Raw genomic sequence first — 15,860 nt, forward strand, 5'->3', positions numbered from 1 at the left:
CTTCTTATTTAGCAATTGGTTTTAAATCTTCTAACATCGTTGGGATAAGTTCACTTACCGTAGGATGAATATGTATTGAATCCCTCAAAACGGTATAAGGCTTTTTGGCATACATCAAATTCGTAATCCCATTTATGATTTCGTCCCCACCCACTCCTAAGACACAGGCACCTAAAAAGAGATTGGTTTTAGCATCGATTACTGCTTCCATAAAACCTAAAGTTTCTGCTTTTTCTTTAGCACGATTTACTTTTGTCATAGGGCGGTACCCTACCAAAATTTCATGTCCTTTTTCGAGAGCTTCTTTTTTTGTCATTCCAATTCTGCCTAGCGGTGGGTCAATAAACAATCCGTAAGTTGTGATTCTATCGCTAATTTTTCGCTCCTTTTTCTTAAAAAGAAAGCTTTCTACAATTTGAAAATCATTGTACGAAGTATGTGTAAAAGCACCTTCACCGTTACAATCCCCGATGGCAAAAATACCCTCAACATTTGTCTGACAGTAATTGTTGACTTTTATATACTTTTTGTCATCCAATTTGATTGTCGTATGCTCCAATTGCAATGTATCAGTATTAGGGGCACGACCAATGGCCAATAACAAATGTGATCCTTTTATTACTTTAATATCGGTGTTCAGGGTAATACCTTCTTTATTATTCTCTTTTACGCTAATATCTTTGGCATTAAAAACAATATCGACACCTTCTGCCTTCATGATTTCAGCTACGACATCAGTTACTGTTTTATCTTCTCTGTTGATCAATTGCTTATTACGTTCTATGATTGTGACTTCACTGCCAAATCTTCTGAAGATCTGAGCAAATTCTAAACCAATATAACTTCCGCCTATGATGATTAGATGTTTGGGAATATCCTCAATTTCCAGAATATTTTCGTTGGTATAAAAAGGAACTTCCTGATATTCCTTAGGAACTACTGCCCTTGCTCCTACATTGATAAATATTTTTTTTGCAGTCAGGATTGTGTCTCCAACTTTAACCTCATAATTGCTCAAAAAATGAGCTTCACCATTATATAAGCTAATTTTTTCATCTCTCTTAATGGCTCTTTCAATATTAGAGCGGGATTCATTGACCAACTCGTCTTTACGTGCTTTAATTTTTCTGAGATTGGCTTTTGTTCCTTTAGGAATTTCGACACCTAGGTCATCGCCATGAAAAGCATCCCAGACTCTTCGGGCACTGGCAACATAAGCTTTGGTCGGTATACAACCGTTATTGACGCACGTTCCGCCCAAAAAACTTTTTTCAATAATGGCAACGGTTCCTTCTTTTGATAAGCTAAACGCCAAAGGAATACCTGCCTGTCCGCTTCCGATAATAATATAATCAAACTTTTTCATAGTATTTTTGTTTTTAAAGACTGAGCTGATTTCAAAAAATCACTTTACCAGTCGTAATCCTGAAAACTGCCAACGCATTACAGGATGAAAAAAATTACGGTAGGTATTACGGCTATGATTCTCCGGAGTTGCTGCTGAGGCTCCCCTTAAAACCATTTGGTTCACCATAAATTTTCCGTTGTATTCTCCCAATGCTCCAGATGCTTTATTAAAATTAGGATAAGCCAGATATGCACTGTTCGTCCATTCCCAAACTTTACCCCAGGACAATTGACTACTCGCTATTTCCCATTCAAATTCTGTTGGTAATCGCATTCCCTTCCATTGCGCATAGGCAAAAGCTTCGTAATAGTTCAGGTGCATTACCGGTAAATCTGCTGCGATTTTCTGCAAGCCATTTAGATCATACACCTGCCATTCATTATCTATTTTATGCCAATACAAGGGTGCTTCGATTTCATTTTCGTTAACCCACGCCCAACCTTCATCATGCCAGTAATTAAAATTTCTGTAACCGTCGTCTTGTATAAACTGCAGATATTCTGCATTGGTTACAAGTGTATTTGAAATCTCAAAATCATCTACATACACTTTGTGCCTTCCCAATTCATTATCAAAACAAAAAGAAGATCCTGTATGTCCAATTTCATAGATACCTGCTGCAATTTTTACAAAACCAACTTCCTGTTTTTCAGAAGCTGGCAAAAAATGATTGCCATAACCAGGAAAAGTTGCCTGTGTTCCTAAGAGGTATTTTATATCATATACTAAAAGTTCCTGATGCTGTTCTTCATGATTGATTCCGATCTCAATAATATCAAGTATTTCCTGATTTAAATCGTTCTTCATAAACAATTCAACGGCGGCAGTAACATATGTCCTGTAAGCATAAACAGCTTCTACGGATGGTCTTGTCATAAATCCTCTGGAAGGACGCTGTATCCGTTTTCCAACTGTATTGTAATAACTATTAAATAAGTAGGAGAAATCAGGATGATAAACTGTGTAATCAGGGTTGTATTTCGTAAGTAGAAACTCTTCCCAAAACCAGGTGGTATGAGCCAAATGCCACTTTGGCGGAGAAGCAAAATCGCTGGGTTGTACAGAATAATCCTCTACAAGTAAAGGAGTGCAAATTTTTTCTGTTTTTTTTCTGACTTTTAAGAAACGTGCTGTCATAGTATTAAATTACTGCTGTTTGTGAGTTTGTATTATACTCTAAGTTAGTAATTTAAAAAACAGAATAAGTATTTTTAAATAAAAAATAGTATTAATTTAATAATTTCAGTCGTGAATTTACTTCTTGTTTTTGTTATTAAAAGCTTCACAGAGATAACTATAGATAGGTTACATTAGAAATTTTCAGTTCAGCATCAAACGTGTAAACTCTGGGTATTCCTGTTGCGATATTTACTTTTACAATATCAAGAGGATTGATGTTTTCAAGATACATCATCAGGGATCTCAGACTGTTGCCATGGGCTACTATTAAAACATTCTGTCCCATTTTTAGTTTTGTTTCTATTTCGGTTTTATAATAAGGAACTACGCGGTTGTAAGTATCTAACAAACTTTCCCCATCAGGAGGACATACATCATAACTTCTTCTCCAGATGTCCACCTGAGCCAGACCATATTTTTTTGCCGTTTCTTCCTTATTGAGTCCTTGTAAAGTACCGTACATTCTCTCATTAAAGGCTTTATTTTTTACGATAGGGATTGTTACCTTCATTTCATTGAGGATAATCTCTAAGCTTTCCTGAGCCCTTATCAGCATAGAAGTATAGGCAATATCGAAAACATAACCAATGAGTTTCTCTCCCGCAAGTTTTGCTTGTTCTTTTCCAATATCCGTGAGCGGAACATCAAGAATTCCTGTAAATCGATTTTCCAGATTATAAAGAGATTGTCCATGTCTGACAAAAACTAATTGTGCCATTTTTTATATTTAAAGCCATATCAAAACTATTATAAAGATAAAACAATTAATGCATTAGTTTTTAGAATTGTATAAAATCAAAATATACATCTTATGGCTCAGTTTCATATCTGTTTTTAATTTTAACAGAGCTATGATAAACATTAACAGTACGCTAAGTTTATTGAAAAATGTAAGGTGTACCTTTATAAGTATACTTTAAATAATATATTATTATGGAAAATTCAATTAAAGAGTCATCTGTTAAATCAGTCAATCCGTTTAATAACGAAATTGTAAAACAGTTTGATGTTATGAACGATAAAGAGCTTGAGTCAAAAATTTCAAAAGCAGACGCAGCTTTCAAAACCTGGAAAAAAACCGCTTTTAATGTTAGAGCCAAATTATTGCATAAAGTGGCCTCTATCATGCGCGATAGAAAAAAAGAATTAGGGGCTTTGGCAACACTGGAAATGGGTAAATTACACCGAGAAGCGATACAAGAAGTGGAATTAAGTGCCGCTATTTTTGATTATTATGCTGATAATGGCGAAAAATTTCTGGCTGATAGTCCGTTAGAAACTCCTATAGGATCTGCTTTTCTTAGTTATGAACCGTTGGGTGTTTTACTTAGTGTACAGCCCTGGAACTTTCCTTTCTATCAGATTACCCGATCAGCGGCGCCTAATATAATGGCCGGTAATACCATGCTTTTTAAACATGCTTCAAATGTACCGCAATGTGCTCAGCTTATGGAAGATATTTTTCTTGAAGCCGGTGCTCCCGAAGGTGTTTACCAAAACCTTTTTATACCGGGTGAAAAAGCGAGTGAACTAGTTTCTGATATACGTATTAAAGCGGTTACATTAACCGGAAGTGAGCCAGCCGGAGCATCGATTGCAGCGGCAGCAGGTAAATATATAAAAAAATCGACTTTGGAACTTGGCGGAAGTGATGCTTTTATTGTGCTCAATGATGCCAATATAGATGAAGCTGTTGATGCTGCTGTAAACGGTCGTATGTGGAATGCCGGACAGGTATGTACTTCTCCTAAACGAATTATTGTTGAAGAAAGCATTGCAGATTCTTTTTTAGAAAAAGTAAAAGTAAAATTTGCTTCTATTAAAGTTGGAGATCCTATGAGTCCGGAAACTACACTTGCTCCTCTGAGCAGCGAGAAAGCTGTTGAAGGTGTTATTAAACAAGTACAACAAGCCGTAAAAGAAGGTGCTACTGTATTGTTGGGTGGTAAACGAATTGATCGCAAAGGTGCTTTTATGGAACCTACCCTACTTACAAATATAGAACCTGGAAACTCTGCTTATAATGAAGAAATCTTTGGTCCGGTATTTATGTTTTATCGTGTTAAAGACGAAAATGAAGCAGTAGCTCTTGCAAATGCAACAAACTTTGGCTTAGGTGGAAGTGTATTTAGCGGAGATGAAAAAAGAGCCGTAAATGTTGCCCGACAAATAGAAACCGGGATGGTTTACATCAACCATCTGACAGGGATTACTCCAGAACTGCCTTTTGGCGGAACTAAAGGATCCGGATATGGCCGTGAACAATCTCCTGCAGGGATTTATGAATTTGTAAATGCTAAGCTTATACGAATTACTAAAGCTTCAAATCCAAATTAAATAGATTGTTTTTTTTATAAAGAGTCCGTTTCGTAAAATATCGAAGCGGACTCTTTTTTTATTTTTTCATAAGGAAAATTATAAAGATGTGTAGTAGAAATATTTTATAATATTCATCAACGCCAGCCTGAAAATCATCAGAAATGTTTATAAATTGCGAAAGATTGCTCTAGTAAGATGTTAATTAAAACTTTTCTATACTTCCCACAAAGCAATTAATCCTGTACCAAATGGTCAATCAAATTATCAAATCGTTGCACTAACAGATTTTGTGTCGATAAATTCCCCTTTTTGAGCAGCAACTTGATTCCCCCACTCAGTAATGGCATTAAGCATAGGAATACAGGATCTTCCAAAATCCGTTAAACTATAAACAACTTTAATAGGAGGCTTTTTGCCATAAACCGTCCGCGATATAAGACCATCCTTTTCAAGTTGCTTTAGTTGCAGGCTAAGTGTCATTTCCGTGACAGCAGGCATTTCTTTTCTTAACTCATTATATCTTTTATCTGTATCTTTTAAGTGATATAATATAACTGCTTTCCATTTTCCGCCAACCAGATCCATAGCTATACTTACAGTGCATGGAAATAGTTTACTGTTCACCTCAATAAAATCACTTTTACATTCTAAATCCATATCATTTGTTTTTTATAAGAGCTATCTAAATAGATAGTTATTGCAAATTTACTTAACTATAAATAATTTTGCTACTATTATTTTTATAGTTTAAAATTTACTTAAAAAACACAATATGGTATTTGATCTAAAAGGACATGAATCAACGTCCAAAAAAAACAAACCGCTTATTACTATCGTAGGTATTTTGGGCAAACAAGGAGGCAGTGTTGCACGCACTCTTTTACAAAGTGGTCGCTATAGGGTACGTGGCATTACACGACGCATTGATTCACCCGATGCAATCAAGCTGATCGACCAGGGTGCTGAACTTGTTAGTATACCACTTGATCTTGGATATAAAAAAAACTTCGTTGAAGCATTTCAAGGTTCCTATGGTGTTTTCATGCTCACTCCAAATATTGCTCCGCCACAAACACATGAGTTTGAGTTAGGCAAAGAACTGGCAGACGCTGCTGTCGAGGCAGGAGTTCAGCATGTTGTCTTTAGCAGTTTGGAAAATGTAGATAAAATTACCGATGGTAAAAAGTTTGCACCCCATTTTACAGACAAGGCAAAAGTTGAAGATTATATACGTACACTGCCAGTCAAAAGCACGTTTATATATATGGCTTTCTTTTATACAAATCTGATAGAATTTTATACTCCAATTGTAAAAGACGATGTACTTGTATTTCCTATATATCTCCCAAAGGACTTCCGCGCACCATTTGTTGATCCCATTACTGCCACGGGACCGGCTGTTTTAGAAATTTTTGCACATCCGCTTAAATACGCGGGTAAATCCTTACCGGTTATTGGTGATATCATCGCTCCCCAGGAAATAATTGATACTTTTATCAGGGTCACAGGTAAGAAAGCCGAATATAGTTCAGCATTCAAACGGGAAGATTTTCTTGATCATTTCCCGGAATTTAGTTCAAATGAAACCTTATTGCAGGAGATTATCGGCATGTCTGAATATGCTGTTGAGTATGGCTATTATGGGCAAGACAAGGATTTGCTATGGAGCAGACAAATAAATCCTGACACGCTTACCTGGGAAGAATTCCTCCATCGTACAAATTGGCAAGGAGAAAAAACAAATTATTGATTGTTTAAATGCAAAAAAACTACTGCTTCATCAGAGCTAATAGAAAAAGATAATGATACAAAGCAAATTGCGCAAGTACCACTTAAATAATTGAAAAACAGAAGTATACACCATCCAAAGTTTTTATATAATTTAGCACTGAATGCGATAAACATTTAAAAGACAGCTTTTATTTCAATCTGTTCAGAAACATAAAAAAACACTAAAACCTGCAAATCTTAGGATTCGCAGGTTTTTTATTTCTAAATTATTCTCATCCCACTATCATAAACAATTCTTCACTTTATCTTTTTTCAAAACCAGATGACTAAAGATCTGCATTAGAAAGACACTATTATAATCCGAATTGTTTTTTCATGTCCGCAATAAAAACGGCATCACTTTCATTGTTCCTTTTTTCTAATAAAGCTATTGCATCAGGTGTTGCAGCATATCGCAATTGGTCAGTACCATCAGTTGCAGCTTCATAAATTTTTTGTGCCACTACCTCAGGAGGAAAACTATTTGCCCCCAGACTTTCCATTAAATCAAATAATTTTTTCATCAAGCCTTGGTATTCTGTCAGATTCTCATCATTTTTAAAATCAAAAGAACGTCCTGCAAAATCAGTTGCTGTAGCACCCGGCTCAATTATTTTGACCTTTCCGCCAAATGTAGCCACTTCAAAGTTTAACGACTCTGAAATCCCTTCTACAGCAAACTTGGTACCGTGATACAAAGCCCCGAAAGGGAATGTCAGACGTCCGCCCATAGAAGAAACATTAATTATAATTCCATCTTTATTTGCTCTGAAATGAGGCAGCACTGCTTTGGTAACATCAAGTAAACCAATTACATTAGTATTAAATTGACGGATAATACTTTCTCTTTCAAAAACTTCCAATGGCCCATAAGCGCCATAACCTGCATTATTAACCAAAACATCAATTTTACCAAAACGTTCTATACCCTCACGTACTGTTTTTTCGATGCTTTCAGGATCTAAAACATCCAATGCGGTTACTGATACATTATTCAATAATGTAAGTTCTGTTTCGTTTTGAGGTGTTCTCATTGTCGCAATAACATTCCAGCCCTGATCTGCAAAAAATATCGCTGTTGCTTTGCCAATACCACTGCTGCTGCCTGTTATTAGTACTGTCTTACTCATCTTTTTTACTTTTAAATTAATAGAACAAATTTCAGGTGTTTTTAGGAAAATTTATTTCTTGTACAGTTCAAATTCTATGTTCTGAAAAGCTCATTTATATCAATTCGAAAAACAATTCTCTGTAAGCCTCTTTTCTTTTGCATATTAATACGTTGAATAAATTATAAGAACTGACATAATCATGTGTTTTTCAAAAAACAGCAAAAGATTAGTTATATTTTTATTCCAAAAATGTCTACAAATTAAAGTGAAAATATTTCTTATATTCGCCTGGATAAAAGTCAGGTTACGGTACGATGAAAATATTACTAATTGAGGACGAACTTGAATTACAGAAAAGTATTCAGCAATACTTTGAAATGGAAGGTCATATTGTAGAAGTAGCCTCTGACTATGATAGAGCAGAGCAAAAAATAGCGCTCTACGATTATGATTGTATTCTTGTTGACATTACATTGCCTAAAGGCTGCGGTCTTGATCTGGTAAGAAAAACAAAACTAAAAAAATCCAAAGCCGGTATTATCATTATTTCTGCCAGAGATTCACTTTCAGATAAAATCTATGGTCTCGATCTTGGTGCTGATGATTATTTGCCTAAACCTTTTCACTTATCCGAATTAAATTCGAGAATAAAAGCCCTTATCAGACGAAAAGATTTCGATGGTAATTTAGAAATTACGCTCAATGAAATCCGGATTCTTCCAGCAGAGAGAAGTGTTTTTATCAATGGTCAAAACGTAATTCTGACTTCTAAAGAATACGATTTACTCCTCTATTTTATTGCCAATAAAAACCGCGTGGTGAGCAAAAATGCACTTGCAGAACACTTATGGGGAGACAATGCTGACCGATTCGATAATTTTGATTTTATTTACAACCATGTAAAAAATTTGAGAAAAAAACTTTTAGAAAATAAGTGTTGTGATTACCTCCAGACCATCTATGGCATTGGCTACAATTTTAAAATACATCAATGAAATTATTAGCTAAAACTAATCTGTATTTCGTGGTATTGAGTATTCCTGTTTTACTCTTATCGGGATTTGTTACTTATTCTTATATTATTAAGGAATTAAAAGAAAGTAATGATGATGTACTGATGGACCGGAAAGAAAGGATTGAACAATACTTAAGAGAGAATGACACTATCTCTGATTATTTGTTTACAAAAGGTAAAGAGGTTCAAATAAAAATAATTACCAAACCTGACTTTAAAAAAGTTAATAAGGATATCTTCTCAGATACTTTGATTTTTGACCGATCAGAAAAAGAGTTGGCCATTAATCAGATGATTACTTCTGTACTAAGAGTCAAAACAAAATATTATCAAATAAAAATATGGCGCAGCTCAGTCGAATTTGACGAACTCTTTGAAGGTATTTTTTCTATGCTTACCGCCATTTTATTATTACAGCTTTTAATTTCACTTGGCATCAACTTCTGGGTTACTAAAACACTGTGGCAGCCTTTTTATAAAATGATACATACCTTAAGAGTTTTTCGTGCCAGCGACAATCATGTTCCAAATCTTGAAAAAACTTCGGTAAAAGAATTTAAGGAATTGAGTCACTGTGTTAAAGAAATGATGAGTAAAATGATCACAGACTACAATAGTCAGAAGAGATTTACCGAAAACGCATCACACGAAATCCAGACGCCACTTGCCGTAATAAAATCTAAAATCGATCTCCTTATACAATCTGAAAATCTTGAGCAAAAAGACATAGAATTGATTATTGCTATTGATGACGCGAGCTCGAAACTAATCAGGCTTAACAAGTCGTTGCTATTGTTGACCAAAATCGAAAACAGGCAGTTTAAAACTACTGAAACAGTATCCGTAGAGAAAATGGTCAATGAATCATTACTGCTTTTTGAAGAACATATCAGAGAGCAAAAAATAGAAGTTCAAAAAAATGTCAAGTTTGATTTTTTAATCAAAATGAATTCTGACCTGTGCATGATCCTAATTAATAATTTATTTCAAAATGCCATTCGTCATAATATAACCGGAGGTAAAATTATCATTTTTATAAACCACAATAAGCTGTCCATTCAAAATACAGGAAAGGAAGAAGCTCTTGATGCAACTTTACTGTTTAAGAGGTTTCAGAAAATTTCTGTTTCGCATTTATCTGTTGGATTAGGAATGGCTATTGCAGACGAAATAGCAGAGGTCAGCGGATTAAAACTGAAATACAAATTCGTAGACCATCAACATCGTTTTACATTAAAAGTGCGATAACTCCTAATCCCGGAAGAATAAACGGAATCAGCAGCTAAAACTTTTTTATCGATACCAATACTGGTATACTTTCAAATAACTTACCAATTACATAAAGCCATCAATAAACATATTGTTGTGCTTGAGGATTTCTTGTGATAAAGGTCAATCTATAATTGACGGCAGAACTACTACAAAAAACTGCCATAATAAGATCTATACTAAAAAAAAAACATGACCTGACTCGTTTCCATTTTCCCTTTCTTTTTCTACAAATCTGCTATTTATTACACTTAAATAAATTTATTGTGAGGTTCCTGTTTTCTATGAAAACTTAAAAAACACTTAATAATTAAGTTCATAGCTAAAAATACAGAATTGCCACAGAATTCAGAAATAACTTCCCCGAAAATAAATGAAACACGCAGAAAGAATTAAAAACACTCTACCCAGAAAAAACTAGTGCAAAGGAAAAAATTAATTAGGTATCCCGCTTAAAAAAGTATCTTATCAAAATCGTTCACCTCCCCATAAAACCATAAATATCAGTATATCTTAAATAAATTTATGAAAGCAAATCTGTCAGGAAATAGTATAATAAACACTTATGCTATTAATAATTATTCAAAACTCAAATTATCTTTATTTTTTTTACCTCTATTTTTTTTAGTCGCAGTTGTTTTATTTCTTTATAAGCATGATGCTTTAAATACAGAGAACTATATACTGATACAAAAGGATTGTTTTCTTTTTATTAATTCAAAACTATCACAATTTCCTAATACAATCTATAACCTTACGCAGCTTGGGGATTGCTTAATTTCTTTTTCGCTCTTAACCCTTTTTATTATCTGCGCTCCTAAAATCTGGGAGTCTTTATTGAGTGCTTCACTTGTTTCCTGTGTATTTAGTACGATCCTTAAAAAACTATTTGCAGTACCAAGACCTGCTTTGGCATTTGATAATAGTCCCTTTTTTATTATTGGAAAAACATTATGCGGAAACAACAGTCTACCATCCGGGCATTCTATTACAATTTTTACAACCTTTACCGTTCTGTTGTTTTCTTTTATGCCAAAAAAACTGGATTATAAAATCTTGTGGATTTTTTTCATAATCACGACAGCGTTCTCTCTTGCTCTAACCAGAGTAGGTATTGGAGCGCATTATCCTCTTGATGTTTTTATAGGAGGCATCTTTGGATTTATTTCGGGACTTTTAGGTATTTTTATCACGAGAAAGTATAAAATTTGGGACTGGATTAGCAACAAAAAATACTATCCTGTTTTTATTGTATTATTTTTAATTTGTTGCATTTCATTAATCATTAGAATAACGCACGAAAATTTGATAATATATTATTTTTCAATTGCCAGTTTAGTTGTTTCACTATATAAAATTACCACTGTTTATGTTAAAAAATAATCTAAAAATAACTCATTTTGCCCTACTAATGAGTTGTATTAATTTCTTATTCTTCCATTTTCCATTCTTTTCCTTTGTCTTCGATAAAGTCGATTATAAGACCCTCAACGGTATTATACTCATTATAAGTTTAGTTATTATAATGTTGGTAGCAAATTATTTTGTCTTTTACCTCATATTCTTTCTGTCCCGCTTTGTTGGAAAATTTCTATTGGTAATATTTTTTGTAATCAATTCAATCGCAGTTTACTTTGTCAATACCTATGGTGCTATAATAGACGAGAGTATGATTGGTAATGTACTCAATACCAATTTTGCTGAGTCCAGTAGTTTTTTTTCTTTAAAACTAATATTGTATATCATTCTTCTGGGTGTTATTCCATCTGTGTATATTATTAAAGTCAAAATAATAAATGAAACACTAAAGAAATTTCTAATATCCTCTTCTATTATCCTGCTGTTTATTCTGGGCTTAGCATATGCTAATGCAAGTAACTGGCTCTGGATTGATAAAAATTCAAAAACTTTAGGCGGGCTTGCTATGCCCTGGTCTTATACTGTAAATACTTCTCTTTTTTATATTCACAAATACAAAAAAAATGAAAAAGAAATTCTCTTACCAAACGCTACCATAAAAGATAACAAAAAATCAGTTGTAGTCTTAGTAATAGGAGAATCTGCCAGAAGAGAGAATTTTTCTCTTTATGGCTATAAGAAAAATACAAATCCATTATTATCTAAGGTCCCAAACCTCTTTCATTTTGATGCGACCTCATGTGCCACTTACACCACTGCCGGTGTAAAATGTATTTTAGAGCATAAAAATACTGACGACTTATATGAAATCTTACCTAATTATTTATATCGAAATAATGTAGAGGTGATCTGGAGAACCACAAACTGGGGAGAACCGCCCGTTCATATCAAAGATTATCAAAATAGAGAAGTTTTAATGCCAAATTGCAAAGGCGAAAACTGCAACTACGATGAGATTCTTTTAACGGGATTAAAAGAACAGATACTAGCCAGTAAAAAAAATAAAATATTAATTGTATTGCATACCAGTACAAGTCACGGACCAACTTACAGCAAGAAATATCCACCACAATTTGAAACATTCAAACCTGTTTGTAATAGTGTTGAATTAGGAAAATGTTCGCAAACAGAACTAATCAATGCATATGACAATACGATTGTTTATACTGACTATATTCTATCTCAAGTTATCGAGGATTTAAAGCAGTTAAAGGAGTATAATAGTGCAATGATTTTTGTTTCTGACCATGGAGAATCTTTGGGAGAGAAGAATCTATATATGCATGGCGTACCTATAAGTATTGCACCTAAAGAACAATATGAGATTCCTTTTATAGTATGGTTATCTGATACTACTAAACAAGTTAAACCGAACAAAACATTAACACAGAACTATGTGTTTCATAGTGTTTTAAATTTTTTAAACATACAAAGCCCGATATATGACGAGGAAATGAATATTTTTAAATAATTTATTCAAATTAATAACCTGATACTTCGTTTCTATTAGAATCTAAAAAACCTATAATACCTTTTAATAGTGAACAATTGAGAAAAAAATTGATTCTTCTCTATTGATTTTAATTCGCACGGCGCGTAAAAAAAGTCTTAATGAAAATTAGGACTTTTTTTATGCATGCCAAAACATTCGGTAGTAATCCCTCTATCTTACCGGCATCAAACACATACAAATACAACATTTGTAGTACATAATGCTTCAAATTTGCTATTATGATTACTCGTCTAAAACTACATTTACCCTTTTTATGTTTTTATTGATTTCGGGCAAACGAGCTTGTAAAATGATATCATCCAAAATTAAAAAAGACACTCTAACGCATTCATGATTTAAAAACTTTACCATAAAACTAAAACCACAATAATGAAAAAACAAATTAGAAAATATGCCTTTTTACTCCTAATCGTTTTTGGAAACGGCTATGCTCAAACAAAAAAACATATGGATACCAAAAAGCCAATTGAAGAACGAATCTCGCTTTTGATCAAAGAAATGACATTAGAAGAAAAAGTGGGACAAATGAATCAATACAATGGTTTTTGGGATGTAACGGGACCCGCACCCAAAGGCGGAAGTGCTGAACTGAAATACGAACATCTACGTAAAGGCTGGGTTGGATCGATGTTAACCGTTCGAGGTGTAAAAGAAGTTCGTGCGGTACAGAAAATCGCAGTCGAAGAAACCCGATTGAGAATTCCTTTGATCATTGGTTTTGACGTTATTCACGGTTATAAAACTTTGAGTCCGATTCCGTTGGCAGAAGCCGCGAGTTGGGATCTGGAAGCGATAAAAAAATCGGCAGCAATTGCGGCAGATGAAGCATCGGCATCCGGTATCAACTGGACTTTTGCACCCAATGTCGATATTACAAATGATGCACGCTGGGGACGTGTGATGGAGGGTGCGGGGGAAGATCCTTATTTAGGAAGTAAAATAGGTTACGCCAGAATAAAAGGTTTTCAGGGAGAAACGATGGCAGATTTAGCCAAAGTAAATACAATTGCAGCTTGTACAAAACACTTTGCAGCATACGGTTATGTCGAGGCAGGACTAGAATATAATAGTGTAGATATGAGCAATTCTAAATTATACAATTCGGTTTTACCGCCTTTTGAGGCCACGGTACAAGCCGGAGTTCGTACGTTTATGAATTCATTTAACACCTTAAACGGTATTCCCGCAACAGGAAATGCATTTTTACAAAGAGATATCCTTAAAGGAAAATGGAAGTTTGACGGATTTGTAGTTTCAGATTATGCTTCTATTCGCGAAATGATTGCGCACGGTTATGCAAAAGACGAAGCCGATGCAACAGCAAAAGCAGTTATTGCAGGTTCTGATATGGATATGGAATCGTATTTGTACGTAGCAAAATTAGTGACTTTGGTAAAAGAAGGAAAAGTAAAAGAAGCTTTGATAGATGATGCTGTTCGCAGAATTCTTCGCGTAAAATTTGAATTGGGTTTATTTGATGATCCCTACAGATATTGCGATGAAAAACGTGAAAAAGAAGTTGTTGGCAGCAAAGCCAATAATGACGGCGTACTGGATATGGCAAAAAAATCTATCGTATTATTAAAGAATGAAAAGAATCTTTTACCACTGAAAAAATCCGGACAAAAAATTGCTTTGATCGGTGCTTTGGCAAATGATAAAAACAGTCCGCTTGGAAGCTGGAGAATTGCAGCCGATGATAATACGGCAGTTTCGGTTCTGGAAGCAATGCAACAATACAAAGACAATCAACTAACTTTTGAAAAAGGTGCAGATTTACTTTCGCAGAAAGCTACTTTCCTTACAGAAACAATTTTTAATACTACAGACAAAAGCGGTTTTGAAGCGGCAAAAACAGCTGCAAAAAATGCTGATGTTGTAGTAATGGTTTTAGGTGAATATGGATTTCAAAGTGGAGAAGCAAGAAGCAGAACCGATCTAAATTTGCCTGGAATCCAGCAAGAATTACTGGAAGAAATTTACAAAGTAAATCCTAATATCGTTTTGGTTTTAAATAACGGTCGTCCTCTGACTATTCCGTGGGCTGCCCAAAATATCCCGGCAATTGTTGAAGGCTGGCAACTGGGAACTCAAGCAGGAAATGCAATCGCTCAGGTTTTATACGGAGATTACAACCCTAGTGGTAAATTGCCAATATCTTTCCCGAGAAATGTGGGACAAGTACCTATTTATTACAACAAATACAGTACAGGAAGACCAATTGATAGTGATAAAAATGTTTTTTGGTCGCATTATATGGATGTAGAGAAAACGCCTCAATTTCCTTTTGGTTTCGGACTGAGTTATACAAAATTCGATTATAAAAATCTTAAAATAAATAAAACTACTTTTGCAAAAAGAGAAAAAATTGAAGTAAGCGTTGACGTTACCAACTCAGGAAATTATGACGGGAAAGAAGTTGTTCAATTATATATTCATGATGAATTTGCAAGCATCGTTCGCCCAATAAAAGAATTAAAAGGTTTTGAATTGGTCAACCTCAAAAAAGGAGAAACTAAAACTGTGCACTTTACTTTGACAGAAAGAGAACTTGGTTTTTATGACAATAACGGTAACTATATAGTAGAACCGGGAGTATTTAACATCATGGTAGGTTGGAATTCTAATGAAGGACTTACCAGCAAATTTGAGTTAAAATAAACTCTATATAACCCGTTGGGTGTAATTATTTTCAAAACATTTAAACATTTCACCCAACGGGTTAGATATATTAAACACATAGAAACATAGATTTTTATAGAAAAAGAGTGATCCCAAAAAGAAACAAGTTTCTTTCACATAGTCCTGAAGCATCGGGCAACGTCATTAAGTTAAGAAATTTTTTAATGCGGATTA

At 34.2% G+C, this 15,860-nt stretch carries 12 protein-coding genes; 7 read left to right on the forward strand and 5 right to left on the reverse strand.

Annotated elements, in window-relative coordinates; all coding sequences use genetic code 11:
* Window positions 1-4: 4 nt before the first annotated feature.
* From ACQKCJ_RS13770 to ACQKCJ_RS13780, 3 genes are all read right to left on the reverse strand, one after another.
* Window positions 5-1,366, reverse strand: coding sequence for a mercuric reductase (locus tag ACQKCJ_RS13770; protein ID WP_271336654.1), 1,362 nt, complete (start codon window positions 1,364-1,366; stop codon window positions 5-7).
* A 39-nt stretch (window positions 1,367-1,405) separates the two neighbouring features.
* Window positions 1,406-2,545 (reverse strand): ergothioneine biosynthesis protein EgtB, encoded by a 1,140-nt coding sequence (gene egtB, locus ACQKCJ_RS13775; RefSeq protein ID WP_271336653.1) that lies wholly within the window; start codon window positions 2,543-2,545, stop codon window positions 1,406-1,408.
* Between the two features lie 157 nt (window positions 2,546-2,702).
* Window positions 2,703-3,305 carry a 2,3-bisphosphoglycerate-dependent phosphoglycerate mutase gene (locus ACQKCJ_RS13780; RefSeq protein WP_271336652.1) on the reverse strand — a complete coding sequence of 201 codons (603 nt, stop codon included), beginning with the start codon at window positions 3,303-3,305 and terminating at the stop codon, window positions 2,703-2,705.
* A gap of 215 nt (window positions 3,306-3,520) precedes the next feature.
* Here ACQKCJ_RS13780 and ACQKCJ_RS13785 point away from each other — a divergent pair, with 215 nt between their 5' ends.
* Window positions 3,521-4,924: an NAD-dependent succinate-semialdehyde dehydrogenase gene (locus ACQKCJ_RS13785; protein ID WP_427402213.1), complete on the forward strand. Its 1,404-nt coding sequence runs from the start codon at window positions 3,521-3,523 to the stop codon at window positions 4,922-4,924.
* 246 nt (window positions 4,925-5,170) lie between these two features.
* Here the strand turns inward: ACQKCJ_RS13785 and ACQKCJ_RS13790 are convergent, their stop codons facing one another.
* Window positions 5,171-5,563: a winged helix-turn-helix transcriptional regulator gene (locus ACQKCJ_RS13790; protein WP_271336650.1), complete on the reverse strand. Its 393-nt coding sequence runs from the start codon at window positions 5,561-5,563 to the stop codon at window positions 5,171-5,173.
* 115 nt (window positions 5,564-5,678) lie between these two features.
* Between ACQKCJ_RS13790 and ACQKCJ_RS13795 the strand changes: the two genes are divergently transcribed.
* Entirely contained in the window at window positions 5,679-6,656 is a 978-nt protein-coding gene (locus ACQKCJ_RS13795) for an NmrA/HSCARG family protein (protein ID WP_271336649.1), read from the forward strand.
* A gap of 334 nt (window positions 6,657-6,990) precedes the next feature.
* On the opposite strand, the gene ACQKCJ_RS13800 is transcribed toward ACQKCJ_RS13795, so the two are convergent.
* Window positions 6,991-7,806: an SDR family oxidoreductase gene (locus ACQKCJ_RS13800; protein ID WP_271336648.1), complete on the reverse strand. Its 816-nt coding sequence runs from the start codon at window positions 7,804-7,806 to the stop codon at window positions 6,991-6,993.
* Window positions 7,807-8,102: 296 nt separating this feature from the next.
* Between ACQKCJ_RS13800 and ACQKCJ_RS13805 the strand changes: the two genes are divergently transcribed.
* The 5 genes from ACQKCJ_RS13805 to bglX all read left to right on the forward strand — a co-directional run bounded on the left by ACQKCJ_RS13805 (window position 8,103) and on the right by bglX (window position 15,665).
* Window positions 8,103-8,783 carry a response regulator transcription factor gene (locus tag ACQKCJ_RS13805; protein ID WP_271336647.1) on the forward strand — a complete coding sequence of 227 codons (681 nt, stop codon included), beginning with the start codon at window positions 8,103-8,105 and terminating at the stop codon, window positions 8,781-8,783.
* Window positions 8,780-10,051, forward strand: coding sequence for a sensor histidine kinase (locus ACQKCJ_RS13810; protein ID WP_271336646.1), 1,272 nt, complete (start codon window positions 8,780-8,782; stop codon window positions 10,049-10,051). Before ACQKCJ_RS13805 ends, ACQKCJ_RS13810 begins: the two co-directional genes overlap by 4 nt.
* Before the next feature lie 546 nt (window positions 10,052-10,597).
* Complete coding sequence (locus ACQKCJ_RS13815; protein WP_271336645.1) at window positions 10,598-11,455, forward strand: phosphatase PAP2 family protein; 858 nt, start codon at window positions 10,598-10,600, stop codon at window positions 11,453-11,455.
* Window positions 11,442-12,962, forward strand: a complete 1,521-nt coding sequence (gene eptA, locus ACQKCJ_RS13820) for a phosphoethanolamine--lipid A transferase EptA (protein WP_271336644.1) — start codon at window positions 11,442-11,444, stop codon at window positions 12,960-12,962. Before ACQKCJ_RS13815 ends, eptA begins: the two co-directional genes overlap by 14 nt.
* Before the next feature lie 411 nt (window positions 12,963-13,373).
* Window positions 13,374-15,665: a beta-glucosidase BglX gene (gene bglX / locus ACQKCJ_RS13825; protein WP_427402214.1), complete on the forward strand. Its 2,292-nt coding sequence runs from the start codon at window positions 13,374-13,376 to the stop codon at window positions 15,663-15,665.
* Window positions 15,666-15,860: the final 195 nt, after the last annotated feature.

Origin of the sequence: Flavobacterium sp. NPDC079362, from assembly GCF_050267765.1 — a bacterium.
Lineage (GTDB): Bacteria > Bacteroidota > Bacteroidia > Flavobacteriales > Flavobacteriaceae > Flavobacterium > Flavobacterium azizsancarii.